22 protein-coding genes are annotated in these 25,907 nt (G+C 72.2%); 6 read left to right on the forward strand and 16 right to left on the reverse strand.

Annotated elements, in window-relative coordinates:
- Positions 1 to 94: 94 nt before the first annotated feature.
- Positions 95 to 1,246, reverse strand: coding sequence for a glycerate kinase (locus ACFWJO_RS01510; RefSeq protein ID WP_386862784.1), 1,152 nt, complete (start codon positions 1,244 to 1,246; stop codon positions 95 to 97).
- A gap of 112 nt (positions 1,247 to 1,358) precedes the next feature.
- Here ACFWJO_RS01510 and ACFWJO_RS01515 point away from each other — a divergent pair, with 112 nt between their 5' ends.
- From ACFWJO_RS01515 to ACFWJO_RS01525, 3 genes are all read left to right on the forward strand, one after another.
- On the forward strand, positions 1,359 to 3,104 hold the full coding sequence (locus ACFWJO_RS01515) for a BCCT family transporter (protein ID WP_386862785.1): 1,746 nt from the start codon (positions 1,359 to 1,361) through the stop codon (positions 3,102 to 3,104).
- A 122-nt stretch (positions 3,105 to 3,226) separates the two neighbouring features.
- Positions 3,227 to 4,300: an ADP-ribosylglycohydrolase family protein gene (locus ACFWJO_RS01520; protein ID WP_386862786.1), complete on the forward strand. Its 1,074-nt coding sequence runs from the start codon at positions 3,227 to 3,229 to the stop codon at positions 4,298 to 4,300.
- Positions 4,297 to 4,809 carry an NUDIX domain-containing protein gene (locus ACFWJO_RS01525; protein ID WP_386862787.1) on the forward strand — a complete coding sequence of 171 codons (513 nt, stop codon included), beginning with the start codon at positions 4,297 to 4,299 and terminating at the stop codon, positions 4,807 to 4,809. Before ACFWJO_RS01520 ends, ACFWJO_RS01525 begins: the two co-directional genes overlap by 4 nt.
- A 14-nt stretch (positions 4,810 to 4,823) precedes the next feature.
- Here the strand turns inward: ACFWJO_RS01525 and ACFWJO_RS01530 are convergent, their stop codons facing one another.
- Positions 4,824 to 5,027 (reverse strand): DUF2191 domain-containing protein, encoded by a 204-nt coding sequence (locus ACFWJO_RS01530; protein ID WP_386862788.1) that lies wholly within the window; start codon positions 5,025 to 5,027, stop codon positions 4,824 to 4,826.
- A 65-nt stretch (positions 5,028 to 5,092) separates the two neighbouring features.
- On the opposite strand from ACFWJO_RS01530, the gene ACFWJO_RS01535 reads away from it, so the two are divergent.
- Positions 5,093 to 5,809, forward strand: a complete 717-nt coding sequence (locus ACFWJO_RS01535) for an NAD-dependent deacetylase (RefSeq protein ID WP_386862789.1) — start codon at positions 5,093 to 5,095, stop codon at positions 5,807 to 5,809.
- On the opposite strand, the gene ACFWJO_RS01540 is transcribed toward ACFWJO_RS01535, so the two are convergent.
- From ACFWJO_RS01540 to ACFWJO_RS01565, 6 genes are all read right to left on the reverse strand, one after another.
- A complete protein-coding gene (locus ACFWJO_RS01540) occupies positions 5,806 to 6,309 on the reverse strand; it encodes a methylated-DNA--[protein]-cysteine S-methyltransferase (RefSeq protein WP_386862790.1) in 504 nt (167 codons plus the stop codon). The genes ACFWJO_RS01535 and ACFWJO_RS01540 overlap by 4 nt on opposite strands.
- A gap of 12 nt (positions 6,310 to 6,321) precedes the next feature.
- Positions 6,322 to 7,893, reverse strand: a complete 1,572-nt coding sequence (locus tag ACFWJO_RS01545; protein ID WP_386862791.1) for an AlkA N-terminal domain-containing protein — start codon at positions 7,891 to 7,893, stop codon at positions 6,322 to 6,324.
- A 50-nt stretch (positions 7,894 to 7,943) separates the two neighbouring features.
- The gene (locus ACFWJO_RS01550; protein WP_386862792.1) at positions 7,944 to 9,041 is read right to left on the reverse strand and encodes a LuxR C-terminal-related transcriptional regulator; all 1,098 of its coding nucleotides are present in this window, start codon (positions 9,039 to 9,041) and stop codon (positions 7,944 to 7,946) included.
- A 144-nt stretch (positions 9,042 to 9,185) separates the two neighbouring features.
- Positions 9,186 to 9,704, reverse strand: a complete 519-nt coding sequence (locus tag ACFWJO_RS01555) for an O-acetyl-ADP-ribose deacetylase (RefSeq protein ID WP_386862793.1) — start codon at positions 9,702 to 9,704, stop codon at positions 9,186 to 9,188.
- A gap of 52 nt (positions 9,705 to 9,756) precedes the next feature.
- Positions 9,757 to 11,181 carry a phytoene desaturase family protein gene (locus ACFWJO_RS01560; RefSeq protein WP_386862794.1) on the reverse strand — a complete coding sequence of 475 codons (1,425 nt, stop codon included), beginning with the start codon at positions 11,179 to 11,181 and terminating at the stop codon, positions 9,757 to 9,759.
- Between the two features lie 58 nt (positions 11,182 to 11,239).
- The gene (locus ACFWJO_RS01565) at positions 11,240 to 12,103 is read right to left on the reverse strand and encodes an inositol monophosphatase family protein (RefSeq protein WP_386862795.1); all 864 of its coding nucleotides are present in this window, start codon (positions 12,101 to 12,103) and stop codon (positions 11,240 to 11,242) included.
- Between the two features lie 140 nt (positions 12,104 to 12,243).
- On the opposite strand from ACFWJO_RS01565, the gene ACFWJO_RS01570 reads away from it, so the two are divergent.
- Both ACFWJO_RS01570 and ACFWJO_RS01575 read left to right on the forward strand, forming a co-directional pair.
- A complete protein-coding gene (locus ACFWJO_RS01570; protein WP_386862851.1) occupies positions 12,244 to 13,299 on the forward strand; it encodes a lipoate--protein ligase family protein in 1,056 nt (351 codons plus the stop codon).
- A 181-nt stretch (positions 13,300 to 13,480) separates the two neighbouring features.
- Positions 13,481 to 14,374 (forward strand): hypothetical protein, encoded by an 894-nt coding sequence (locus tag ACFWJO_RS01575; protein ID WP_386862796.1) that lies wholly within the window; start codon positions 13,481 to 13,483, stop codon positions 14,372 to 14,374.
- Between the two features lie 29 nt (positions 14,375 to 14,403).
- Here the strand turns inward: ACFWJO_RS01575 and ACFWJO_RS01580 are convergent, their stop codons facing one another.
- The 8 genes from ACFWJO_RS01580 to ACFWJO_RS01615 form a co-directional block, all read right to left on the reverse strand.
- A complete protein-coding gene (locus ACFWJO_RS01580; protein WP_386862797.1) occupies positions 14,404 to 15,003 on the reverse strand; it encodes a class I SAM-dependent methyltransferase in 600 nt (199 codons plus the stop codon).
- A gap of 239 nt (positions 15,004 to 15,242) precedes the next feature.
- The gene (locus ACFWJO_RS01585; RefSeq protein ID WP_386862798.1) at positions 15,243 to 16,484 is read right to left on the reverse strand and encodes a cation:proton antiporter; all 1,242 of its coding nucleotides are present in this window, start codon (positions 16,482 to 16,484) and stop codon (positions 15,243 to 15,245) included.
- Between the two features lie 347 nt (positions 16,485 to 16,831).
- Positions 16,832 to 17,401 (reverse strand): hypothetical protein, encoded by a 570-nt coding sequence (locus ACFWJO_RS01590; RefSeq protein WP_386862799.1) that lies wholly within the window; start codon positions 17,399 to 17,401, stop codon positions 16,832 to 16,834.
- A 2-nt stretch (positions 17,402 to 17,403) separates the two neighbouring features.
- Complete coding sequence (locus ACFWJO_RS01595; RefSeq protein ID WP_386862800.1) at positions 17,404 to 19,644, reverse strand: DUF6571 family protein; 2,241 nt, start codon at positions 19,642 to 19,644, stop codon at positions 17,404 to 17,406.
- 12 nt (positions 19,645 to 19,656) lie between these two features.
- The gene (locus ACFWJO_RS01600; protein ID WP_386862801.1) at positions 19,657 to 20,118 is read right to left on the reverse strand and encodes a hypothetical protein; all 462 of its coding nucleotides are present in this window, start codon (positions 20,116 to 20,118) and stop codon (positions 19,657 to 19,659) included.
- Between the two features lie 216 nt (positions 20,119 to 20,334).
- Positions 20,335 to 22,668, reverse strand: a complete 2,334-nt coding sequence (locus ACFWJO_RS01605) for a hypothetical protein (RefSeq protein ID WP_386862802.1) — start codon at positions 22,666 to 22,668, stop codon at positions 20,335 to 20,337.
- 79 nt (positions 22,669 to 22,747) lie between these two features.
- Positions 22,748 to 24,049, reverse strand: coding sequence for a Na+/H+ antiporter NhaA (nhaA, locus tag ACFWJO_RS01610; RefSeq protein WP_386862803.1), 1,302 nt, complete (start codon positions 24,047 to 24,049; stop codon positions 22,748 to 22,750).
- Between the two features lie 231 nt (positions 24,050 to 24,280).
- Complete coding sequence (locus ACFWJO_RS01615) at positions 24,281 to 25,828, reverse strand: alanine/glycine:cation symporter family protein (RefSeq protein ID WP_386862804.1); 1,548 nt, start codon at positions 25,826 to 25,828, stop codon at positions 24,281 to 24,283.
- Positions 25,829 to 25,907 lie beyond the last annotated feature (79 nt).

The raw sequence follows: 25,907 nt of genomic DNA on the forward strand, positions 1-25,907 counted from the left end.
AAGGAGGTGTGACGTGGGTCACATGACATGAGAGGCGGCGGGGCGGGCCGTCCGCCGGGCGGCGGACGGTCCTCGCCCGGTGCCGCTGCCGCGGCTACGCCAGGAAGTCCCGGGCGATGTCCGAAGCGACCTGCTCCAGGAGCGGGCCCGCGTTCGGGATGGACTTCGCGGGGTCGGGCTCCAGGGCGGAGAGCGGGTAGGCGCGGCGGATGCCGGCGGCGCCCAGGGCCTCGGGGGCGAGCGCGAGGCGGCCGCAGACCGCGACGACGTCCTTGCCGGCCGCGCGGGCCGCCGCGGCGACGCCCGCCGGGGCCTTGCCGTGCAGGGTCTGCTCGTCGAGGGAGCCCTCGCCGGTGATGACCAGGGTGGCGCGCTCCAGGGCCGGGGCGAAGCCCAGGACGTCCAGCATCAGCTCGATCCCGGGGCGGAAGCTCGCGCCGATCAGCAGCGCGCCGTAGCCGATGCCGCCCGCACCGCCCGCGCCCGGGGAGGCGGCGAGCTCGGCGGCCCTGGGGCCGATCGCCTTCTCCAGGATGCGCGCGTAGTGCGCGAGGGCCGCGTCGAGGGTCTCGACGTCCTCCGGGGTGGCGCCCTTCTGCGGGCCGTACACGGCGGCGCAGCCCTTCGGGCCGGTCAGCGGGTTGTCCACGTCGCTGGCGAGGACGAGGTCGACGTCGGCGAAGCGCGGGTCGACGTCCGACAGGTCTGCGGAGGCGAGCCCGGCGAGGGCTCCGCCCCCGGGGCCGACCGGCTCGCCGTCGGCGTCGAGGAAGCGGGCGCCGAGCGCGGCGAGCATGCCCGCGCCGCCGTCGGTCGTGGCGCTGCCGCCGACACCGAAGACGATCGAGGTGGCGCCCGCGTCGAGGGCGGCACGCAGCAGCTCTCCGGAGCCGTACGTGGTGGCGGTGAGCGGGGCGAAGACGCCGGCCGGGAGCAGCTGGAGCCCGGAGGCCTCCGCCATCTCCACGACCGCGGTGGTCCCGCGCAGCGCGAAAGCGGCCGTGACGGGCTCGCCGACCGGCCCGGTCACGGTGACCTCGCGCCGCTCGAAACCGGCCGCGACCGCCGCCGCCACGGTGCCGTCGCCGCCGTCCGCGACGGGCAGCGTCTCCACTTCGAGCTCCGGGACGACCCGTCGCAGTCCAGCTGTGACCCGCTCCGCGACCTGTACGGCCGTGAGCGAACCCTTGAACTTGTCGGCCGCGACGAGCACGCGTGCGACCTCAGTTACTGCTCCGTCCGTCACCTTGCATCCCTTGCTTTCGAACAGGCAGTCGCGCCGAGGCCGACCCTATCCGTACCGGAAGACGGCGTGCCACCCCCTGATAAGGCGATATTCCGCACCATAGTGGGGCCACATGAGCACGGAACCGATCGATCAGAGCACCGGAACGAGCCCCAGGCCGGACCCCGGACCCGACCGGAAGGTCATCGGCGTCGGGATGGCTGCCGTCGTCGCGGTGGTCGGCTGGGCGGCGCTCGGCAAGGACTCCTTCGACGAGGCCTCCTCCACGGCCCTCCGCTGGGTCCTCGGCAACTTCGCCTGGCTGTTCGTGACCGCGGCGGACGTCTTCCTCGTGCTGTGCGTGGTGATCGCGCTGAGCCGCTTCGGCCGGATCCGGCTCGGCGCGGACGACTCCGAGCCGGAGTTCACCAACCTGGCGTGGATCGCGATGATGTTCAGCGCGGGCATGGGCATCGGCCTGATGTTCTACGGGGTGGGCGAACCGCTCCAGCACTATCTGAGCCCGCCGCCCGCGACCGGCGTCGAGCCGGGGACCGGCGCCGCCGCCCGGACGGCGATGGAGTACTCGTTCTTCCACTGGACCCTCACGCCGTGGGCCATCTACGGCATGGCGGGCCTCGCCCTCGCCTACGCGGGCTTCCGCAAGGGCCGCGGCAACACGCTGAGCGCCGCGTTCGTGCCGCTGATGGGCGAGCGCCGGGCGCGGTCCTGGCCGGGCAAGGCGATCGACCTGCTCGCGGTGTTCGCGACGGTCTTCGGCACCGCGACCAGCCTGGGCCTCGGCGCGCTCCAGGTGGCGGAGGGCCTGAACCTCACCATGGGCGTGAAGGACTCCACCGCCACCGAGCTGATCATCATCGTGTCGCTCTCCGCGGCGTTCGTCCTGTCGGCGTTCTCGGGCCTGCACAAGGGCGTGAAGTGGCTCTCGACGCTGAACATCGTGCTCGCCGCCGCGCTGATGCTGTTCGTCTTCCTGCTCGGCCCGACGGTGTACGTCCTGGACACGATCCCCGCCTCGGTGGGCGGCTATCTGCACCAGCTGCTGCCGATGGCCAGCCGGACGGGCGCGTTCTCGGACCGCGCGTGGCTCGGGGCCTGGACGATCTTCTACTGGGCGTGGTGGCTGTCCTGGGCCCCGTTCGTGGGCACCTTCATCGCCCGGATCTCCCGGGGCCGTACCGTGCGCGAGTTCCTCTTCGGGGTGCTGCTCGTGCCCTCCGGCGCCACCGTGATCTGGTTCTGCGTCATGGGCGGCACGGCGATCCGGCTCGACTCGACGGGCGCCGCCGACCTGGCGGGCGCGGTGAAGGACGGCGCGGAGGCCTCGCTCTTCGCGATGCTGGACGCCCTGCCGATCGGCACGGTCACCTCGTACGTCGCGATGCTGCTGGTCATGACGTACTTCGTCACCAGCGCGGACTCGGCCTCGCTGGTCATGGGCTCGCTCACCAGCCGCGGCGCGCTGCACCCGCCCACCTGGCTCGTGGTCACCTGGGGCGTCCTGATGGCCGCGGTCGCCGCCGTCCTGCTGCTCGCCGGCGGGCTGAACTCGCTGCAGACGGCGACGATCCTCGTGGCGCTGCCCTTCGTGCTCGTCATGCTGGGCCTGTGCTGGTCGCTTCTGAAGGAGCTGCGCGAGGACCCGGGCGCGGGCCCGGCCCGGCACCACGCGCTGCACGGCGTCCGGGACGCGGTGCGGGCGATGGTCGGCGAGGCGGTCGGCGAGCAGGGCCCCGGGACGGGCGCGGCCCGCCACCACCGGCTGCGCCGCGCGGCGGCGCGGTCACGCGCCGTGGGTGACGAGGAGCGGGAGCGGGGAGAGGTGCGGGCGGGAAGGGGCGAGGGCGGGGAGGAGTGAGGGGAAGGAGCGGGCGTGGCGCGGCGTGCGAGCGGGAAGGGCCGGCGGGGGACGAGTGATCGCGGGGAGCCGGGCGGGCGGGTCGGCGCGCGGCCCGGCGTCCCGTCGGTTAGACCGGTGTCATGGGTCAGCTCAGACACAGTGAACTCGCCGACCGGATCCTCGGCGGCTGGACGGGGCGGATCGCCGGGAACATGCTCGGCAAGCCGGTCGAACGGGGCGACCACTGGACGACCGAGCGGATCGACGACTACCTGCGGCTGACCGACGCCCTGCCGCTGACCGACTACCTGCCTCCGCCGCCCGCCGCCGGAGCCGACGGTTTCGAGCTGCGCCCCGAGTGGCCGCAGTGCGTGCGCGGCCGGATCAACGGCAGCTGCCGGGACGACGACATCGACTACACGATCCTGGGCCTGCACCTGCTGGAGACCCGCGGCTTCGCCTTCAGCACCGAGCAGGTCGGCGAGCACTGGCTGCTGCGGCTGCCGTACCTGCAGACGTTCACGGCCGAGCGGGTGGCCTACCGCAATCTCGCCAACGGCCTGAAGCCCCCGCTGACCGCCACCTACGACAACCCGTACCAGGAGTGGATCGGCGCCCTGATCAGGGCGGACGTGTACGGCTGGACCTCGCCGGGCGACCCGCGCCGGGCGGCCTCGCTGGCCCGCCGCGACGCGGTGCTCTCCCACACGGGCAACGGGGTGTACGGCGCGATGTGGGCGGCGGCCCTGATCGCCGCCGCGTTCACGGCGCCCGACGCGCGCTCCGCGCTGTCCGTGGCCCTGGAACGGGTCCCGGCGAGCAGCCGCCTCGCCAGGACCGTGCGGCACACGATGGCCCTGTACGAGGCGGGAGTGGAGTGGTCCGAGACGCTGGCCGAACTGTCCCGGGAGACCGGCTCGCTCGGCTGGATCCACACGATCCCGAACGCGGCGGTGCTGACCGCCGGGCTCCTGTACGGCGAGGGCGACTTCACCCGTACGATCGCGCTGACCGTGCGCGGCGGCCTGGACACCGACTCCAACGGCGCCACCGCCGGCTCGGTCGCCGGGGTGCTGTGCGGCGCCGCGGCGATCCCGCCCCAGTGGTCGGAGCCGCTGCGGGACCGGGTGCGCAGCGCGGTGGCGGGTTTCGACGGGTCCCGGATCAGCGAGCTGGCGGAGCGGACGGTACGGCTGGCTACGCTGACGGGATGACGACCTCCGACTACGCCACGTACATCGCCGGCCTGCCCCGGATCCTGGCCGGTGCCGCGGCCCTCTTCCGGGACGCGGGCGGCCGTGTCCTGATCGTCGAGCCGAACTACCGGGAGGGCTGGGCGCTGCCGGGCGGCACGATCGAGTCCGACGCGGGCGAGACGCCCCGTGCGGGCGCCCGGCGCGAGACGGCCGAGGAGATCGGGCTCGACGTGGAGCTGGGCGCGCTGCTCGCGGTGGACTGGGTGCCGGGCCCGGACCGGCCCCCGCTGGTGGCGTACCTGTACGACGGCGGGGTGCTGTCCGCCGGGCAGCTCGCGGCGATCCGGCTCCAGGAGGAGGAGCTGATCTCCTGGAAGCTGGTGGACCCGGCGGAGCTGCCCGCGTATCTGCCGGTCGGCCTGGGTCTGCGGGTGGCCGCGGCCCTGGCCGCGCTGGACGGCGGCCGCGGCCCGGTGGAACTGGAGAACGGCCGCCCGGTGCGGGTCGGGACGCTCCCTGGCGCCTGAGGACCTGGAAGGCGTCAGCCCTGCTCGGGCTCGGGCGGGGTGAGCCGGCCGGTGCGCGCGGACTCGTCGCGGGAGGCGGTGCGGGCCTCGGTGCGGTGGCCGTGGGCGATGTAGTCGCGGACGACGGCCTCGACGGCGTCCTGCGGGCTGCCGATGCCGGCGAGGACCATGACCTCGACCACGAGTTCGGCGTCGAGGGAGATGCTGACCTTGGCCATGCGGGCGAACCTAGCACCAGGAAATGGCGTCGCGGGAGGTCTGCCGGTCCGCCTACGCTCCCCGCATGACCATGGTGGCGATTCTCAGCGGAGCCGGTATCTCCACGGACTCGGGCATTCCCGACTACCGCGGGCCCGACGGGTTGTGGCGGCGCGACCCCGAGGCCGAGCGGCTCGTCACCTACGGGCCCTACATGGCCGACCCGGAGGTCCGGCGCCGCTCGTGGCTGATGCGGCTCGACGCGCAGCTCCTCCGCGCCGAGCCGAACGTCGCGCACCACGCCATCGCCGCGTACGAGAAGAGCGGCAACGCGCTGCGGGTGATCACCCAGAACGTCGACGGGCTGCACCAGGCCGCCGGGGTGTCCGAGCGGAAGGTGCTCGAACTCCACGGCTCGGCGCGGTCGGTGGTGTGCACGGCCTGTCACGCCCGTTCGTCGATGGACGAGGCGCTGGAGCGGGTGAAGGCCGGCGAGGACGACCCGGCGTGCCGGACGTGCGGCGGGATCCTGAAGGCGGCGACGGTGATGTTCGGGCAGCGTCTCGACCCGAAGGTGCTGGGCGACGCGATGTCGATCGCGAAGGCCGCGGAGGTGTTCGTCGCCGTCGGCAGCAGCCTTCAGGTGCAGCCCGCCGCCTCGCTCGCCGGGATGGCGGCCGAGCACGGCGCCCGGCTGATCATCGTGAACGCGGAGCCGACGCCGTACGACCCGCTCGCGGACGAGATCGTGCGCGAGCCGATCGGCACGGCGCTGCCCGCACTGCTCGAACGGCTCCGCTAGAACAGGGCGTCGGCGGCGGCGCCGCCCGATTCGAAGGCCAGCAGGCGCTGCTTGCGGTCGAGGCCGCCGCCGTACCCGGTGAGTCCGCCGCCCGCGCCGATCACACGGTGGCAGGGGACGACGATGCTCACCGGGTTCCTGCCGTTGGCGAGGCCGACCGCGCGGGAGGCGGCGGGATTGCCCAGGGCCTCGGCGAGTTCGCCGTACGTGCGGGTCTCGCCGTACGGGATGCTGCGCAGCTGCTCCCAGACGCGGAGCTGGAACTCGGTGCCGACGAGGTGCAACGGCAGGTCGAACTCGGTGAGTTCGCCCGCGAAGTACGCGTCGAGCTGCCGCACCGCCTCGGTGAAGGGCCGCGGGTCGGGGCTGCCGAACGTCTCCTCGGGCGGGCGGTGGCGCTGGCCGGTCATGTGGATGCGGCTGAGGACGCCGTCGACGGCGACCAGGGTCAGCGCGTCGTAGGGGCTGTCCACGACCGTGTGCCGGACGGTGGGGGGCATGGCGTGACTTCCTTAGGCGGGCAGGTGGTTGATCGGGTGGTCGTCGGTGGCCCACAGGTACTGGACGGCGTAGGCCCGCCAGGGCCGCCAGCGGGCCGCGCGGTCGGTCAGCGCGGCGGGCGTGGCGGGCAGCCCGAGTCCCTGGGCGGCGCGGCGGACGCCGAGGTCGCCGGGGAGGAAGGCGTCGGGGTCGCCGAGCGCCCGCATGGCGATGACCTCGGTGGTCCAGGGGCCGAAGCCGGGCAGGGCGAGGAGCCTGGCGCGGGCCTCGGCCCAGTCGCTCTCGGGTCCGAGGGCCAGGCTTCCGTCCGAGAGGGCCGCGACCAGGGTGGTCAGGGTCGTGCGGCGGCTGCGCGGCAGGGCGAGGGTCTCCGGGTCGAGCCCGGCGAGGGCCTCGGGTGTCGGGAAGAGGTGGGTGAGGCCGCCTTCCGGGTCCTCCACGGGGACGCCGTGCGCGGCGACCAGGCGGGCCGCGTGGGTGCGGGCGGCGGCGGTGGACACCTGCTGGCCGAGCACGGCCCGTACGGCGAACTCGGCGGCGTCGACGGTACGGGGCACCCGCCGGCCGGGCCCGGCGTCGACGAGCGGCGCGAGCAGCGGGTCGGCGCGCAGCTGCTCGTCGACGGCGACGGGGTCGGCGTCGAGGTCGAGGAGCCGGCGGCAGCGGCTGATGGCGATCGTGAGGTCGCGGGGATCGGTGAGCGAGAGCCGGCACAGCACGTGGTCGGGGCGCGGGGCGAGCGCGACGATGCCGTAGCCGTACGGGAGGGAGAGCGTTCTGCGGTAGGCGCCGTCACGCCACTCCTCGACGCCGGGGACGGCGGTCGCGGCCAGGTGGCCGAAGAGGTTGGAGGGGTTGAGCGGGGCGCGGAACGGCAGCCGGAGGGTGATGGTCCCGGGCGTGGCGGGCGGGTGGGATCCGTCGGGGGTGGAGCCGTCGAGGCGTGAGCCTTCCGCACGGGAGCCGTTGGCGTGGGGGCTGTTGACGTGGGAGCCGTCCGCGCGGGAGCGGTCGGCGTGGGAGCCGGCGCGGGCGCGCAGCTCGCCGGGGGTGAGCGCGAAGACCTCGCGGACGGTGTCGTTGAAGGTGCGGATGGAGGAGAAGCCGGCCGCGAAGGCGATCTGCGCCATGGGCATGGCGGTGGTCTCGATGAGCAGCCGGGCGGTCTGGGCGCGCTGCGCGCGGGCGAGCGCGAGGGGACTCGCGCCGAGCTCGGTGAGCAGTTGCCGCTCGATCTGCCGGGTCGAGTACCCGAGCCGCGCGGCGAGGCCGGGCACGCCCTCGCGGTCGACGACCCCGTCCTGGATCAGCCGCACGGCCCTGGCGACGGCGTCGGCCCGTACGTGCCAGTGGGGCGAGCCGGGGCTGGTGTCGGGCCGGCAGCGCTTGCAGGCGCGGAAGCCCGCGCGCTGGCAGGAGGCGACCGTGGGGTGGAACTCCATGTTCTCGGGCTTGGGCGGGACGGCCGGGCAGCTGGGCCGGCAGTAGATCCGAGTCGTCCGGACAGCGGTGAAGAAGACGCCGTCGAAGCGGGCGTCCTTCGACCGGACGGCCCGCACGCAGCGCTCGGTGTCGGTGTGCATGCCTCAAGGATCGGTGATCGCGGGCGGGCCGGGCTGGCGAGAAAACGACATCAACGTCCGGCGACCTGGCCGGCCTCCGCTCCCGGGAGGGGCAGCTCCGGAAGGTAGTGCGGGAAGAAGACCTGGGCGACGAGTTCGCGGCGGGACCGGACCCCGGTCTTGGCGAAGACCGCCTTGAGGTGGTCCTGGACGGTGAACGGGGACAGCCCGAGCCGGGTGGCGATCTCCGAGGTGGGAGCGCCGCCGACCACCTCGGTGAGGACCTGGCACTCGCGCGGGCTGAGGGCGTAGGTCTCCATCAGGGCGGCGATGCGGTCGGGCGGCGAGGCGGGCCCCATGGACAGGGCCACCTGGGGCCGCTCCCCCGTGTCGAGCCGCCAGCCCTCGATGGCGGCCCAGCCGCCCGACCGGGTCGGCACGCAGACCCGGCTGCCGCCGGTGGGGCTGCTCAGGGCCGACGCGGCGACGCCGTACGCGGCGGCCGGGAGGCCCGTGCCGCGTGCGGACGTCTCGGCGAGCTCGGCGCACCAGGCGCCGGCGGTCGCGGACCGGGTGACGACCTCGTACGCGGAGTCGAGGACGACGAGCGAACGGGCGCCGGGGCCGGGGGCGGTGGGCCGTTCCGCCAGGGCGTCCCGCAGGGCGCGGCCGAGCGGGGCGGACAGCCGGGCGGCGAACTCCGTCTCGGCGGCGGAGAACGCCGGCCGGTCCTTGGAGCGCGCGAGCACCAGGGCGCCCCATACGCGGCCGGCGTCCCGCAGCAGCAGCCGCATCTCGTCGGCGAGTCCGAGCGGCCGGTAGACGTCCTGGTAGCGGAGGCTCCGTTCGAGACGGCCGTCGAGCGCCCCGGAGAGGGTGCCCACGGGCTGTGCCTGCCGGGCCACGGCGGGCATGAGGTTGGCGTCGCCCTCGCGGTACTCGATGTCGAGGAGCCGGGGCATCCATTCGGCGCCGACGCCGTGGTGGTAGCAGCCGCCGACGTTGAGGAGGGTCACCGGGTCGAGCAGCACCCCGGCCCAGAACTCGCAGGGCACGGCCTCGGTCAGCGAGGTGGCGGCGGCCTCCAGGACGGCCACGGCACCCTGTGCCCGGCGGGCCGCGCGAACCGTACGGCCGTGGACCGCCTGCCAGTCGGGGCCTCTGCCCATGCGCCCTCCCAGGGGTGCGACGCTCTCGTTGCGGCACCGTCCGGAGCCGTCGTCCCAGCCTCACAGGACGCGCTGAATGTCTGATAAACGCGCCACCGCGGCCGGATCACGACGGACGGTCTGTGGGCGGGCGGAGGACCGAGGTCAGCCCAGGGCCGCCTCGAAGGCCGCGTACGCCGTGTCGTCGAAGAGCACGAAGCGGACCTCGGCCACCGACGTGGTCGCCGCCCGCACCGTCTCGACGGCGATGCGGGCGCCGTCGTCCATGGGCCAGCCGTAGACGCCGGTGGAGACCGCCGGGAACGCGACGGAGCGCGCGCCGAGTTCGTCGGCCACGCGCAGGGACTCGCGGTAGCAGGAGGCGAGCAGCTCGGAGCGGTCCTCCTGGGCGCTGTGGACCGGGCCGACGGTGTGGACGACCCAGCGGGCGGCGAGGTTTCCGGCCGTGGTGGCGACGGCCTGGCCGGTGGGCAGGCCGCGGCCGTAGTGGCCGGCGCGGAGCCTGCGGCACGCGTCGAGGACGGCGGGGCCGCCCCGTCGGTGGATCGCCCCGTCGACCCCGCCTCCGCCGAGGAGGGAGGAGTTGGCGGCGTTGACGATGACGTCGGTGTCCTGCCGGGTGATGTCGCCGCGGACGAGCACGATCTGGGGTCGGGTGGTCATGTCCCCATCCTCTCTGCCGACGGGTGGGCGGGTCATCCGGGTTTCCGCCGCCTCATCTCCCCGCGGGTACGCGCAGGCGGCGCCAGACCGCCTTGGCGGCGTTGTGGCCGGACATGCCGTGCACGCCGGGGCCGGGCGGGGTGGCGGAGGAGCAGAGGAAGACCGCCGGGTGCGGCGTGCTGTAGGGGAAGAGGGAGAGCTTCGGCCGCAGCACGAGCTGCAGGCCGCGGGCGGCGCCGCAGGCGATGTCGCCGCCGACGTAGTTGGCGTTGCGCTCGGCGAGCTCGGGCGGTCCGGCGGTGGCGCGGGCGAGGATCAGGTCGCGGAAGCCGGGGGCGAAGCGCTCGATCTGCCGCTCGACGGCGTCGGTGAGGTCACCGCGCCAGCCGTTGGGGACGTGGCCGTAGGCCCAGAAGACGTGCTTGCCCTCGGGGGCGCGGCCGGGGTCGACGAGGCTGGGCTGGGCGGTGATGAGGAACGGGGTGTCCGGGGCGGTGCCGGAGGAGGCCTGGTTCAGGGCGGTGTCGATCTCGCCCATGGTGGGGCCGATCTGGACGGTGCCGGCCCGGCGCGCGTCCTCGGCGGTCCACGGTACGGGGCCCGACAGGGCGTAGTCGATCTTGAAGCAGCTGGCGCCGTAGCGGTAGCCGTCGTAGGCGGCGCCGAGTCCGGCGATCCTCGCGAGGGCGGTGGGCGAGGTGTCGAAGACGTAGGCGCGGGCCGGCGGCAGGTCGTCGAGCCGCTTGACCTCGAAGTCGGTGTGGACGGCGCCGCCGAGCTCCTTCAGATACGCGGCGAGCGCGTCGGAGATCGACTGGGAACCGCCCCGGGGCAGCGGCCAGCCGCCCGCGTGTGCGGCGAGCGCGAAGACCAGGCCGACGGCGCCGGTGGCGAAGCCGCCGAGCGGGGCGATGACGTGGCCGACGAGTCCGGCGAACAGGCCGCGTGCCTTCTCGTCGCGGAAGCGGCGCATCAGCCACGTGGAGGGCGGGAGTCCGGCCAGGCCGAAGCGGGCCAGGGTGACCGGGTCGCGGGGCAGCGCGGTCAGCGGGAGCTGCATGAAGTCCGCGACCAGGCTGTCCCACCTGCCGAGGAAGGGCGCGACGAGCCGCCGGTAGGTGCCGGCGTCACGCGGCCCGAAGGAGGCCGCGGTCTCGGCGACGGAGCGGGAGAGGACGGCGGCGGTGCCGTCGTCCCAGGGGTGGGCCATGGGCAGGTCGGCGTGCAGCCACTCCAGGCCGTGCCGCTCCAGCGGCATGGTCTTGAAGACGGGCGAGCCGACGCCGAGCGGGTGCACGGCCGAGCACGGGTCGTGGCGGAAGCCGGGGAGGGTCAGCTCCTCCGTGCGGGCGCCGCCGCCGATGGTGGGCTTCGCCTCGAACACGGCGACCGAGAAGCCGCGCCGGGCCAGCTCCACGGCAGCGGTCAGTCCGTTGGGTCCCGCCCCCACGACGACGGCATCGAGCATCGACGGCACCTGGACTCCTTCGGTCGGCGGGCCGGGAACCCAGCATATTCCCGGCCCCGTACGGGACTTACCGGGCCCCGAGGAGTGACCGGATCCGTTCGGCGGTGGCGGCGTCGCGGGCCGCGGTGAACGGCAGCGTGTTGCCGCCGGTGACCCGGAAGCGCTCGCCGGTCAGGGTGAGGTCCGCGCCACCGGCCTCCGCGACCAGCAGCATGCCGGCGGCGTGGTCCCAGGCGTACTCCCAGGAGAAGGCGACCGCGTCGAGGCGGCCCCGGGCGACGGCCAGGTACTCCAGTCCCGCGGAGCCGCACGGGCGGGGGCGGACGCCCTCGGTGCGCAGTCCGAGCAGGGCGCGCTTCTGGTCCGGCGTGGTGTAGTCGGGGTGGGAGGTGGCGACCTCCAGGACCGCACCGGGCGCGGGCGCGCCCGACCGTATCGGCTCGCCGTTCAGGGTGGCGCCGTGGCCGCGCACCGCGACGGCGAGCTCGTCCAGGGCGGGGGCGTAGGTCCAGGAGGCGAGGAGCTCGCCGCGCCGGGCGAGGGCCACGAGTGTGCAGAAGCCGGCCTCGCCGCGCACGAACTGACGGGTGCCGTCCACCGGGTCGACGATCCACACCGGGGCGTCGCCCTTCAGTGCCTCGTAGACCGCTGGATCGGCGTGCACGGCCTCCTCGCCGACCACCACGGAGCCGGGCAGCAGCGCGGTGAGGGAGGCGGTGAGGTGGGCCTCGGCGGCCCGGTCGGCGACGGTCACCAGGTCGTGCGGCCCGTTCTTCTCGACGATCTCGTCCGCGTCGAGCTGCCGGAAGCGGGGCATGATCTCCGCGGCGGCGGCCTTGCGCACCGCCTCCTCCACCTCCGTGGTGCCACCGGCGAGGACATGGGCGAGGAAGTCGTGGGCTCCGGTCTCGGTCACGCTGTGTTCCGTCATGTGTCCATCCCACCACACCCGTCTGACAGGGCGGGGGCTCCCGGACGACCTGTGGACAACCGGCGGACGACCTGCCGGCCACGAGTACGCTTTGGTCGAGTTCATCCCATGGCTCCGTGCTCACCATCCAGGGAGGGCCCGTGCACGGCGAGTACAAGGTCCCGGGCGGCAAGCTGGTCGTCGTCGACCTCGACGTGGAGGACGGCGTGCTGCGCCGGGTCCGGGTCGCGGGCGACTTCTTCCTCGAACCCGACGAGGCGATCCTGGCCATCGACCAGGCCCTCGAAGGCGCCCCCGCGGACACCGACGCCGCCGGTCTCGCGGCCCGCATCGACCAGGCGCTGCCGCCGGGCACGGAGATGTTCGGCCTCACCACGGAGGGCATCGGGGTCGCGGTCCGCCGGGCGCTCGCGCACGCCACGGACTGGACGGACTACGACTGGCAGCTGGTGCACGAGCCGCCCCGGTCCCCCGCGCTGCACATGGCCCTCGACGAGGTGCTGACCGCCGAGGTCGCCGCGGGCCGGCGTCCGCCGACGCTGCGGGTGTGGGAGTGGGGCTCGCCCGCCGTGGTGATCGGCAGCTTCCAGTCGCTGCGCAACGAGGTGGACCCGGAGGCGGCCGAGCGGCACGGCATCGAGGTGGTCCGCCGGATCAGCGGCGGCGGCGCCATGTTCATCGAACCCGGCAACACGATCACGTACTCGCTGTCGGTCCCCGACGCCCTCGTCCAGGGCCTCTCCTTCACCGACAGCTACGCCTACCTCGACGACTGGGTGCTCGGCGCGCTCGGCGACATGGGCGTGAAGGCCTGGTACCAGCCGCTGAACGACATCGCCACCGACGCCGGGAAGATCGCGGGCGCCGCCCAGAAGCGCATGGTCGCGGGCGAGGGCGCGGTGCTGCACCACGTGACGATGGCGTACGACATCGACGCCGACAAGATGACCGAGGTGCTGCGGATCGGGCGCGAGAAGCTCTCCGACAAGGGCACCAGGAGCGCGAAGAAGCGGGTCGACCCGCTGCGCCGGCAGACCGGTCTGCCGCGCGAGGCGGTGATCGAGCGGATGATCTCCTCCTTCCGCGGCCGCTACGGCCTCACGGAGGGCGGGGTGACCGAGGAGGAGCTGGCTCGGGCGAAGGACCTGGCGGAATCCAAGTTCGCGACCCGCGCCTGGACGGCCCGGGTCCCGTAGCGCCCGGGTCCCGGAGCGCCCCGGGTCCGGCCGGCGGCCTGCGCCCTGGAGCCCGGGTCCCGTGACGAACCGGCCTGGCAGCGCCCCGAGCCGACTCCGGTGGCGGCCCGGGTGTTTGTGGCCGCGAGGGGAGCTGGAGCCCGGATACCGTGCCGCCCGCTCCGCCTCGTACGCTCGCGGGATGCGGATCGTGATCGACCACCCGGTGCGGCCGGGGCTGCGGATGGAGTGCGCGGACGGCGGGCGGCTGGTCCTGTCGCAAGGGGACCGGCCGGTGCTGTTCGCGCGGCAGCGCGCCTCGCGCTACGGCGTCCACTACGCCCGGACCGGGACGTACGTCTCCCCGCTCGCCCCGCTGCGCGCCGCCACCGCCCGCTCCTTCGCGGACTTCGCCCCGCCGGGCTCCGAGGCGTGGACCGACCGCTGGACCGCCCACGCGGCGGCGGAGCTGCGCGGGGCCACCGAGGGACCGCTGCACGAGGGCGACTGGCATCTGGGCCCGATGATCCCGGGATGGTTCGTGGACGCCCACTGGGCCCATCTCCTCCCCCACGACACCGACCGTGGCCACCTCACCTGGTTCGGTTACGGCGACCCGGTCGAGGACGCCCGCGACCTGCTGCCGCTGCGGACGCTGTCCGCACCGGAGGCGCCGCGCGTGAAGGCGTACCGGCGGCAGTACCGCGAGGGTCTGCTGCCGCCCGTCCTGCTCTGGTGGATCAGCGGGCTCAACTGCCCGGTCGTCCTCGACGGCCACGATCGGCTGGTGGCGGCGCTCGCCGAGGGCGGCCGTCCTTCCGAGCTGCTGCTCTCCAGGGCGGTCGACGCCAGGTATGTGGCGGTGTGCTCGGAGCGTCCGCTCCGGGAGTACGAGGAGCGCATGGCCGCTCTGGAACCCGGTCCCCTCGCCCAGGTGAAGGCAGGAGTGGCGAGCCGGCACCTGGCGGCCGCCCTGCGGGCCGTCGAAAGAGCCACGGAGATCACCCGCGCCTGGCCGCTGGCCGGGGGCGTGGCCGCCTGGGAGCGTTCCGCGGCGGCGCACGTGCCCGGCTGGCGGCCGCCGCCCCTTCCTTGACGCGGGAGGGGGCCGCGGGCCTGCCCGGCTCAGGCCTCCGCGGGGATCCGGGCGACCAGGACGAACTCGTTGTAGGGGAAGACCTTGCCCACGGACCGCGGGAACGGGAACGAGTAGGTGCGCTCGATGCCGAGCCCGACCTTCTCGGCGTGCGTGCGCATCCCGTCGAAGTCGACGAACCGCACGTGCGTGGAGTCGGTCTTGTAGCCGGCCTCCTGCGGACAGATCAGGACGACCGAACCGCCCCGCTTCACCAGCGGCAGGTACTGCTCCAGGACCGAGTTCCCGAGGGTCTCGTCCATGTGTTCCAGGACGTGCGCGCAGAGCAGGCTGTCGAAGGAGCCCGGACCGCAGTCCGGGGCCTCGGCGAGCTCGTCCGGCGTGTAGGCGTTGAGCCCGCGCTCACGGCAGGTGGCGACGGAGTGGGCGTTGTGGTCGACGCCGACGCTGTCGGGCCCGCAGTTCAGCAGGTTCCGGCCGAGACCGCAGCCGACGTCGAGCACCCGCCCTAGGCCGAGCCTCTTCAGGTTCCATCGGTAGGGAGCTTGCGTGGGGAGCAACCGCTTGATTCCCGAGGTCTCGAGCCGCGCGAGACGCTGGGTGTAGTCGGAGGACTCCGTGCCGGACATTGACGACCGCCTTCGTTGCGTTGTGTAAACGCAAAACGACACCGTGGGGGGCGAGTTACGGGGTCACGAACGCGTCCGGGCAGGTTGGGGGACCCGAAGTGAGCGACGCTGCCCGCTTCTCGGTGTCTGCGAGGCTAGGGCATTCACGCCGCCCCGGTCCAGGGCCGCCGGGACGGGCAGGTCTGCCGGCTTCGCGCAGGCTGCCGCGAGGCGTACCGGGGAGGCAGGGCCGGGCAAGGTCACGCGCGCGCATGGGGCTGGACCTTCATGGTGGCCGCGGGAGCCTCGGGGCGTGTGCCGTCGCCTTCGACGAGGTCGTCGACGTGGAAGAGGCGGGCGATGGGGACGTCGGTGCTGCTGTGCGCGAGGATCGAGAAGGCGATGCAGACGGCGATCAGGGTGTACGCCTCCTGGCCCTGGGGGATGCCGGCCTGGAGGACCAGCAGGCCGTAGACGACCGACGCGAAGCCCTTCGGGCCGAACCAGGCCGCGACCAGCTTCTCCCTACGGTCGATCCGCGTCCCCCACAGCGAGACGAGCAGTGACGCGGGCCGGATGAGCACGATCGCCAGCACGACCGCCACGTATCCGCCGACGGACAGGTCGCCGAAGAGCCGCGGCGTGAGCAGCGCGCCGAAGACGAGCAGGGCGGCGAACTTGGCCAGCTCGGCCAGCGACTCCCCCAGCGGCTCGAACGCTTTCTGGGGCTCCGGCGACACGGCGGCGAGGACCGCGCCCGCGGAGAAGGCCGCCAGGTACGGGTTGGCGTGGGTCAGGTGGCAGGCGGCGTACAGGATGACACCGGTGGCGAGCGGCAGCAGCGGCTGGAGCTTGGGCTCCGCGCCGAGCAGCCGGAACCGTACGAGCCCGTTGACGAGCAGCGGGAGCAGCGCGCCGAAGGCCAGGCCGAGGCCGAGCTCCAGCGCGATCTTCCCGAAGGATGCCTCGGCGTGACCGGCGGCCGGTCCCGCGGCGGCGATGAGGACGAGGACGACGGGCAGGGCCAGGCCGTCGTTGATCCCACTTTCGACGTTCAGCAGCTCACGAAGCCGCGCGGGGACCTCCTTGCGGCCGACGATGGCCGAGGCGAACACCGGGTCGGTCGGCGCGAGGACCGCGCCCACGAGGAACGAGGTCGTCCAGTCCAGGCCGACCAGGTAGTGGGTGACCAGCGCCATGCCCACGCAGGCCAGCGGCATGCCGAGGCCCAACGCCCGTGCCGGATTGCGCCAGTTGGCCCGCAGCTTGCCGAAGGAGACGTGCATTCCGTCGGTGAACAGCACGGCGAACAGAGCGAGGTCGGCGGTGACCGACACGATCTCGCTCTCCGGCGTGATGTGGATCAGCCCCAGGAAACCGTCGCTGACCAGCGCCCCACCGACCAGGAAGAGCAACGAGGTGGACAGGACGGTCCGGGCGGCGAGCCCGGACAGCAGAACCGCGACGAGCAGCGCGGCACCGAAGACAGCGACGAGCACCATGACGGAAGTTCCCCGATCGGCAGAAAAGACACGTAGCCCTTGTTCGCCGACCAGGCTTCCCGGCACTCCGCAACGGACCTTACACGTTTCTTATGCGACGTTGACAGGTCCTTGACGGGCATCCGATCGCACTCCGGGTTGCCGACACCCGGCAATGTGCCGTGACTCGCGGCAGGTGAGCCGGAAGCCTCGCCGGCAACAGATGCCGCCTGCCCCGTTGCCCGCTCTGCACGCCTACGCCGAGCGCTGCCGCTCCTCGGGAACACGTGGAGGGATGACGACGGGTGCGTCGCCATCCCTCGCTTCCGCTCTGACGGTGCCGGGCGGCACCAGCTACTTCCTGCCCTTCAGCAGCCCGCCTTCCGTGCGAGGTTCGTCGCGGCTTCGCGCACTACCGTGGTGCTGTTGCGGATGGCCGTGTCGCGGTCGACGAGGCCCTTCTTCTCCGCCTGTGAGGGTGCGCTGAGAGTCACCGTGATGTACGGGGCGGTCGAGCCCATGCGGGCGGCGCAGCCTGCGGGCAGGGTGGCCTCGGCCTGGTCGGGGAGCACCCAGCCGGTGAATCCGGTGCCGAGCGGGACGGAGTCCTTCCTGCGGCCCGGGGCGCTGCGGGTGTCCTGGATGATCAGCTGGTAAACGCCCCGGGGGGACTCGCTGTCCGGGTTGGCGCGCTGCACCTGGCAGCCCTTGAACACCGCGTAGTCGGTGGTCTTTCCCTTGCTCTGCCACTCCTCCGCGCTGACCTCGCCGCCCTTGCCGTCGTCGATCAGCTCCGCCGTCTGCCGGCTGAGCGCCCCATAGCACAGGGTCTGCGGAAGCGGTGGCTCCTTCTCGCCGTCGGGCCAGACGCTCGCCGTCACGACGGCGACCCCGGCGGCGCCGAGCACGACGGTCAGCGGCAACCACTTCTTGTTCACGGCTACGGCTGCCCCATCTTCTTCTGGGCATCCTCGATGCCGTACTGGTACCACTGCTCGGCGGTCGCCTGGAGGCCGTCCTCGTATTCGCCGGGGGTCGCGTCCAGCTCCTGGTCGGTGAGGCCCTTCTCCTGCGCCATCTTGCGCATCATGGCGTCCATCTGGTTCTCGCCGTTCTCGAAGTGGTTGACCATGTCCTTACGAGTCGCCTCGTCGACCTTGGCGTTGAGCTCATTCATGTACGCGGCCGTGCCGACGTCGATCGAGCGCTGGAGCACGTCGCCGGCGACGGGAATGGCCGTCAGCGGTGCGCCGATGATGTGGTAATTCATCATCTTGTTCCAGCCGTTGGTGTCCTTCTGAGCCTGGCCGAGGTCGTAGATGACGTCTCCGCGTACGGCGTCGAGGTGGCCGAGCACCGACGCCGACTGCTTGACCCAGGCGCGCAGTTCGGGGTCCTCCTTGCGGAACGATTCCGGCGGGAAGCCGTTCAGCCCTTCGGCGATCACCACGCTCTGCGAGTGGTGCATGACTCCGAACGCCTTGGGGTCCTCGGCGACGCCCCGCATGAGGCGGGCCAGGTCGCCCCTCTCGATCGTGAGGTTGTTGAAGTCGGTCGGCCCGTCCATCTTCTTACCGAGGATCTGGTGCACGTCCGAGGCGTAGTCCCCGATCATGTTGCCCATGCTCGTGCGCATGGACACGGGCACGGAGCTCTGGGTTCCGTAGGTCTCGTCGCCGGTGTACTCCTTGGCGATCCGCTCGAAGATCGCGGCCTGGGCGCCGTCGTGGCGGTTCTCGACGCCGTTCAGCGGGCTGCCCGGCTGACGGCCGGTGGCCGCGGCCTCCAGGGCGGCGCCGAACTCCGTGCGGGCCGAGGTGCGTTGTGTCTCCTCGGGCATCTTGAACTCGACGTCGCCGCCCGGCCACTTGCGGTCGTCCAGGAAGTACTTGAGGTTGTCCGTGGTGTGCGGGTCGAAGTAGCTGGTGGCGGCGGAGGGGTTCCGGCTCATGGCGTTCATCAGACCCTTCATCGGGTCCTCCTGCGTGCCCTGCCAGTTCTTCATGTAGCCGTCGTAGGCGTCGTCGTTGTTCGTCTCCCATGCGCGGATGGTGTCGCCGACCTCGGTCAGGAACGCCTCGCTGTAGACCGGGTCGTCCTTGTCCTTGTCGTAGGGGGACGCGTTCTTGTCGTTCGGGTCGTACGCCTTGTCGCCGGCGTCGGCGGCCATGAGGTCGGTGAGGTCCTTCAGGCTCGCGGCACCGCCCCCGATGTACCCGGGGTGGCGGTTGGAGAGGCCGTTGCCGTCACGGGCCGTGGTGATGAGCTTGTCGGTCCAGGCCGAGGTGACGCCGCCCGGGGAGCCGATGGACGAGTCGGGCCCGGTGGCGGTGGCGAGGGAGCCGGACAGGGCCTTGTACAGGCGGGCGTCGGTCGCGGAGAGCTGGCCGTCCCGGCCGCCCGCTTCCAGGCTGCCGGCCAGCAGCAGCACGGCCTCCTGCTGGTCACGGCCCCGGTAGCTGAGGTTCGTCATCAGCTGTTCGGCGAAGGCGGGCGAGTTCTTGCCGCCCTCGGCGAGCTGCAGCAGCCTCTCGCGCTCCTTGTCGTCGAGGTACTCCCAGCGGGCGTACAGCTTGGCGGCCTCCCGGCCGTTCTCCGCCTGCTGCTTCTCCTCCTCGCGCAGCTTCTTCGCCTCGGCCACGCCGCCGATGTCGGTGCTGCCGAAGTCGTTCGGGTGGTTCTTGATCAGCGCGCGAAGACCCCATGCGCACAGCTCGTCGGCCTCGGCCGCTCGCTTGAGAATGCCCTCGATCTTGCCCCGCAGTGCCTCGAACTGCGCCTCCGTGGCCACCGGTTCGGTGCTGTCCTTGGAACGGCGGTCCGGATGGACCCGGTGGCTGAGGACGCCGTTGGGGTAGATCGTGATGCCCGGCGGGGGGTTCTCGTACGTGGTCTTCAGATCGTCCTGCGCCGTCTTCAGCAGGGTGTACGCGTCCTGGAGCAGGTCGCGTACGGATTCGGCCTCGGTGACGGCGTCGCCGAACTCCTTGGCGGTCTTGGTGACGAACTCCTTCGTCACGGAGGCGTTCTCGCCGCGCCAGGTGGACTTGCCCGCCTTGGACGTCATGGCCGACGCGTCCGTCTTGAGCTGCGTCAGCTTGGAGATCATCTCGGTCCACTGCGTGGCGGCGGTGTTCATCGGGCCGAGCTTGGCGTTCAGAAGCTGCTCGAACGTAGGCACTGGCTCGGCTCCTTAACGGAAGTACTTGTCGATCTGGGACGCGGACACGGCGCCGTCCCGGCCCGGGACGACCGGGCCGACGATGCGCAGCTGCGCCGCGATCCAGTCGTCCTCGGCCTTGTTGGACTTCTTCGTGTAGTTGAGGTGGTTGGAGATGTGGGCGCATGCCTGAAGGAGGGTCTTGACCTGCGTCTCCCAGGTCTTGTTCACCTCGGTGAGGGCCGCTCCGGAGTCGAATCCGTCGCCCTTCAGGCTGGTTCCCGCGGTCTCGCTGGCCGCGTTCGCGTGCTTGCCGGCCGATTCGAGGCCGTTGAACAGGCCGTGCGCGGCATGGCCGATCTCGCCCAGGTCGTCGTCCTCCACGACGTAGTCCCCGGACCCCTTCGCGGGGGTGGAGCTTCCCGTGCTGTCCGCCTTGTTGAGCCTCATGGAAACAGCCGCCTTCTGCGCGGCCCACTCGTCTTCGAACGACATCGTCGACACCCCCGTGTCCTGATTCGCAAGAACTGACCCGCCCGCCACGCTACCCACACGGTCCACGGTCAGCGATAGCTGATCGATCATGCGTACGGGTTCTTTACATCCCGGCGCCTTCCCGCCTCGCATACGGAATGCGACGTCATGGGCGGGTCTGAAGGCGAGTGACCGACGGCTCCCCGCGGCCGGCCATCGGCCGCGGGGACCTCGGCGTCAGCCGCGATCGGCGGCGGGCGACGACTCCGTCGGATGGCCGTGCGCGTCCGAGGGGTCGAGCGCGACACCGGGCGGGACAAGGTCCGTCACGTACTGCCGGAAGTACTCCTCCTCGTCCTGGTCGGCGAGCAGGGTCAAGGGGCCGAAGGGCCAGACCAGTTGCTCACCGATCACGGCGACCGCCGCGGCGGAGTCCTGGGGCGCGCTCCGGAGGTCCAGAGTGCCTTCCGTGGGCAGGAGTACCGCGCTCGGTTCCACTTCCATCACCGCTGCCGGCCGACGTGCCCCGGGCTCGAAGAGAACGAGCAGGGGTGCCGCGTTTCGGGGCTTTTCGCCGCCGCCGGGGAGGAGGAGGTAGTCGAGGCGCCGGGCCTCGCCGCACCGGGCGGCGCGCAGCACCCGTCGCAGAGTCCGCCCGAAGGAGACGGTGCACCACACGAGGCGGACCACCGCCAGAGCCGCGACGGTGCCGCTCGCCCAGAGGCCCCGCCCGAGTCCGGGGTCGCCGGGGATCCATGCGACGGACGGACGCCCGGCCGCGTACGCGATCCCGATGGTGTCCCCTTCGGCCGGTACCGGATCGCCATGGGCGATGTCCGTGACAACCCGTCGGCCGTCAGCCGTGACGAAGCTCATCTCCGCCTCACCGGGCAGCGGCCACGGCTCCAACGGAAGGTCGTCGTACAGGTACTCAACGGTCGCGACTGACGTCTCGGACCGATCCGTGGCGGAGTGCAGGGCGGTCATCCACCACCCTCCCGACCAGAGGGCGGTGACACCGAGGACGATCAGGGCACCCCAGGAGACTCCCGACGTGAGCGCGACGCGGCGCAGCACCGGCGATCTCCACCACGGGTGGGAACCGGGATCGGGCTCCGGGCCGCGGCTCCTCGGGCGGGACCCGCGTACGTCCCGCGCGAAGAGCAGCCTGGACACCGCCGTCAGGTGGCCACGGTCGAGCACGTCACCGGTACGGGCCGGGTCGCCTCCCGCTTGCTTCTGCGGAGGGACCGATGTGGCGGTGGAGGCGGCTTCTGGAGTCGACGTCAGAAGCCGGCCCCGACGTGACCGGCGGGAACGGAGTCCGATCCCCAGGAGCGCGACGCCGACGTGGGCGACCGTGACGATCCCGAGGGCAACAGGAGTGAAGTCCCGGTCGAACGCCTCCCCGCGCAGGGGCCACGGCAGGGCACTGACCTCCAGGGAGTCTCCACCGGAGACGCCGTCACAGTCGACTTCCGCTGTGTGCCGTGCACCGTCCCAGGGGTCGGCCCAGGCGACGGCGCAACTGCCGTAGTCGGTCGTGCCGGTGACCTCCGCGCGTACCGGCTGCCCGAACCCGTACGCGAGCGTCATCAGCCCCAGACCGGCCAGGCCGAGCGTTCCCGTTGCCCAGCTCCACCAGGGCACCACCACACGGGCCGCTCCGGGCGGGTTCGCCCCTCCGCCGCGTCCCAGGTGGCCCCGCAGCAGCCGTAGCCTGCGTGCGGCGCCGAGCGATGCGGAAGCGATGCCGACCAGTCCTGCCAGCCCTGCGGCACTCACCCCGAAGACCACCATGAAGGGGGAGTCCTCCAGGTCCGCGGCCTCGCCCCGCGCCGGCCAGGGCCGGGCGCTGATCCGCAGCGCGTCGCCCGGTTTCTCACCCTGGTAGCAGTCCACGCGTGCGTGCCGGGTACGGCTCGCGTCCCACGGGTCCTGCCACACCACCTGGCACTGGGCGTCCCTGACGCCGCTGACTTCGGCGGTGACTTCCCTCCCCAGGAGGAAGGTGTGCGCGCCGAAGAGTGCGAGGAGCAGTGCACCGCTCAGGAGCAATGCGGCGGCGCCAGGCACACGGATGCGCTGCCAGGGGGCGACCTGCAGCACATCCGCCGGCTTCTCGCGCTCGGACTGCCCGCCGCCCGGCTGCGTGAGGGCCTTCGTCACGATCTCGGCGGAGGGCTGGTCCACGGTGATGGCGAGGCGGGCTCCCGCCCCCGGCACCTGGTACACCACGGTCTCGCGGTGGACGAATGACCGTTTGAGCCCTTTCGCGCGCTGAGGGGCGACATCCCTGATCCTCCCGCCACGGGGCAGCGTGAGGATGGTCGAACCCTCCGCGACGAAGTGGAGCGGGGCGTCGCCCCGGCCGGTCAGCCAGAGGTCTCCCCGCACCGTCGCGCCCTGGTCCTGCTGCCCGTCGTGCGACTGCCAGGCGACCTCTGCGGGAAGCCCGACGGTCTTGCCCGAGGCGAAGGCTCGCCGGAGGGACCGGGTCCTGCCGTTGGCCCAGAGAGCCGGAAGCACTCCGCCGAGGACGATGCACAACGGCAGCAGAAGGAAGTTCACAGACGCACTCTCAGGAAGAGCTGAGGAAAGAAGAGACAAGGTGGTGCGCCGAGCAGAGCCGGACCGAGGCCGTCGACTCTCAACGGTGCCCGCTCAGCTGGGTGACGGTCTGGTAGACGTCGGGGATGCCGTCCGCGTCCTCGTCGCGCTCTTCCTCTTCCCACAGCCGCTTGTAGAGGCGGTTCCGGCGGCGCAGGAGCACGGCGGCGAGCGCCGCGGCGATGAGGGAGCCCACGAGGACGGCGGCCTTGGTGTGTTCCGCCTGGGCCGCGTCGGGGAAGGCGAGTTCTCCGATGAGGAGCGCGACGGTGAAGCCGATCCCGGCAAGGGTGGCGAGGCCGAAGACGTCGGCCCAGGCGAGTTCGGGGTTGAGCTGCGCTCGCGTGAAGCGCGCGGCGAGGTAGGTGCCGAGGAATATCCCGAGGACCTTGCCGACGACCAGTCCGACGACGACGGCGAGGGGTTCCGGGTCGGTGAAAACGTGCCCGAGGGCCGTGCCGGACACGCTCACGCCCGCCGCGAACAACGCGAAGAGAGGGACGGCGACGCCGGCCGAGACGGGATGTACGAGGTGCGAGACGCGGGCGCCCGGTGAGGTCTCTTCTCCCTTGTCGCGGACGGTGCGCAGGATCAGGCCCATGGCGACTCCGGCGACGGTGGCGTGGACGCCGGAGTTGTACATCAGCGCCCAGATCGCGACGCCGAGCGGCACGTACCACCACCAGCCGCGCACGCGGAGGCGCTGGAGCGCGTAGAAGAGGATCAGGCCCGCGAACGCCCCTCCGAGCGCCCAGAAGTCGAGGTCGCTGGTGAAGAAGACCGCGATGATCAGGATGGCACCGAGGTCGTCGACGACGGCGAGGGTGAGCAGGAACGCCCGCAGGGCGGCGGGCAGATGCGTGCTGATGACCGCGAGGACGGCGAGGGCGAAGGCGATGTCGGTGGCCATGGGCACGGCCCAGCCGTCGAGGCTGCCGCCGCCCGCCGAGGCGGTGAGGGTGTAGAGGGCCGCGGGTACGGCCATGCCGCACAGGGCGGCGACGACGGGCAGGGCCGCGGTGGCGGGGGTGCGGAGTTCGCCGACGACGAGTTCGCGTTTCAGCTCGATGCCGGCGACGAGGAAGAAGACGGCCAGGAGGCCGTCGGCGGTCCAGTGGCCGACCGAGAGCTCCAGGCCGAGGGCGGGGATGCCGAAGTGGAAGTCGCGTACGGACTCGTAGGCGGCGCTCCACGGACTGTTCGCCCAGACGAGCGCGACGACGGCCGCGGCGAGCAGAACGAGACCGCCGACGGTCTCGGTCCGCAGGGCCTCGGCGATCGCCTGGCGTTCAGGCCAGGGCAGGAGCCCGAAGACGGGCCTGCGGGGGCGTGCCTGCGTCATGGGGAGGGGCCTCCGGGGGTGTCGACTAGTGGGCACACAGGTCCCTCGGACGCCGACCAGACTTCCCGGCACACCAGCATCGTGTTCTTGACGCGATCTTTACACCCTATCGGGTGATCGGGAGTCTCACCAGGGCGTCTCTGACCTGCTGAAAGAAGGTGAAGGACCCTGTCCTCACCAAGGCGCGAGGTGGGGACAGGGTCCTTCGGGAGCCGGGCCGCCGGGGGGCGGTCAGACGGTGGTCTTCACCGGCTCCTGGTCGGTGTCGCTCTCGGTCTCCTCGTCCGTGTCGAGGCCGGCGTCACGCCGCTTCACGAAGGCGAGGAAGGAGTTGAGCTCCCGCTTGACGACGGGGGCGAGGAGGTAGAGGCCGATGATGTTGATGACCGCGAGCATGAACAGCACGGCGTCGGCCATGTCGATCAGCGTCTGGAGGGTCAGCAGGGAACCGGCGACGGCGAAGAGGGTGTAGAGGACCTTGAAGGTCAGCTCGCTGGCCCTGCCGCGGCCGAACAGGTGCGTCCAGGCCTTCATGCAGTAGTAGCCCCAGGTCAGCACCGTGGAGATCGCGAACAGCATGACCGCGATGGTCAGGATGTACGGGAACCAGGGCAGGACGGTGGCGAAGGCGTCGGAGGTGATGGTCACACCGCCGATGGACTCACCCGCGCGGGCCTCGGCCCAGCTCGCCGGGTTGGCGATGACGATGGTCAGCGCGGTCATCGTGCAGATGACGACCGTGTCGATGAACGGCTCCAGCAGCGCGACCAGTCCCTCGCTGGCGGGGTGCTTGGTCTTCACCGCGGAGTGGGCGATCGGGGCGGAGCCGAGGCCGGCCTCGTTGGAGAACGCGGCCCGCTTGAAGCCGATGATCAGCGCGCCGAGGACACCGCCGGCGACGCCCTGCGGGTTGAAGGCGCCCTCGATGATCGTGGAGATCGCGGTGGGCACGGCGCTGACGTTGACGGCGATGACGACCAGGCAGGCGGCGATGTAGATGCCGGCCATGGCGGGGACGAGCTTGCTGGTCACGGAGGCGATCGAGCGGATGCCGCCGAGGAGCACGATGCCGACGAGGGCGGCGATCAGGATGCCGAAGAAGAGCGCTCCGGCGGAGCCGCCCATCAGGCCGCTCTCGCCGCCGGTGACGGAGACGAGCTGCGCGTAGGACTGGTTGACCTGGAAGAGGTTGCCGCCGAAGAGGCCGAAGAACAGCACGAAGAAGGAGGCGAGGACCGCGAGGACCTTGCCGAGGGTCTTGCCGTTCTTGCCGAAGCGCTCGGCGAGCCCCTTGGGCAGGTAGTGCATCGGGCCGCCGGAGACCGTGCCGTCGGCGTGCACCTCGCGGTACTTCACACCGAGGGTGACCTCGACGAACTTGGTCGCCATGCCGAGCAGGCCACAGAGGATCATCCAGAACGTCGCTCCCGGACCACCGATGGAGACGGCGACCGCCACACCTGCGATGTTGCCGAGGCCGACGGTGCCGGACACGGCCGCCGTCAGGGCCTGGAAGTGGTTGACCTCACCGGTCGACCCCTTCTCGTCGTACTTGCCGCGCACCACGTTCACGGCCAGGCGGAACTTGCGCAGCTGGACGAAGCCGAACCAGCCGGTGAAGACCAGACCCGCGACGACGAGCCAGGCGACGATGAGGGGGAGCTGGGTGCCGCCGACGGGCACGGAGTAGAAGACGACCTCGCCGAGCCAGGTGGCTATGGGCTCGAAGAATCCGCTGACTGCCTTGTCCACGGACTGGGTGATGGAGTCGAGTGACACGGTGGGGGACCTCAATGGCGCAGGGGCCGGCGCGCGGGAGGCAGCGCCGGTGTGGGGGGTGCGGGCTTGAGCGAACGCC

Origin of the sequence: Streptomyces sp. NPDC127092, from assembly GCF_042722475.1 — a bacterium.
Taxonomy (GTDB): domain Bacteria; phylum Actinomycetota; class Actinomycetes; order Streptomycetales; family Streptomycetaceae; genus Streptomyces.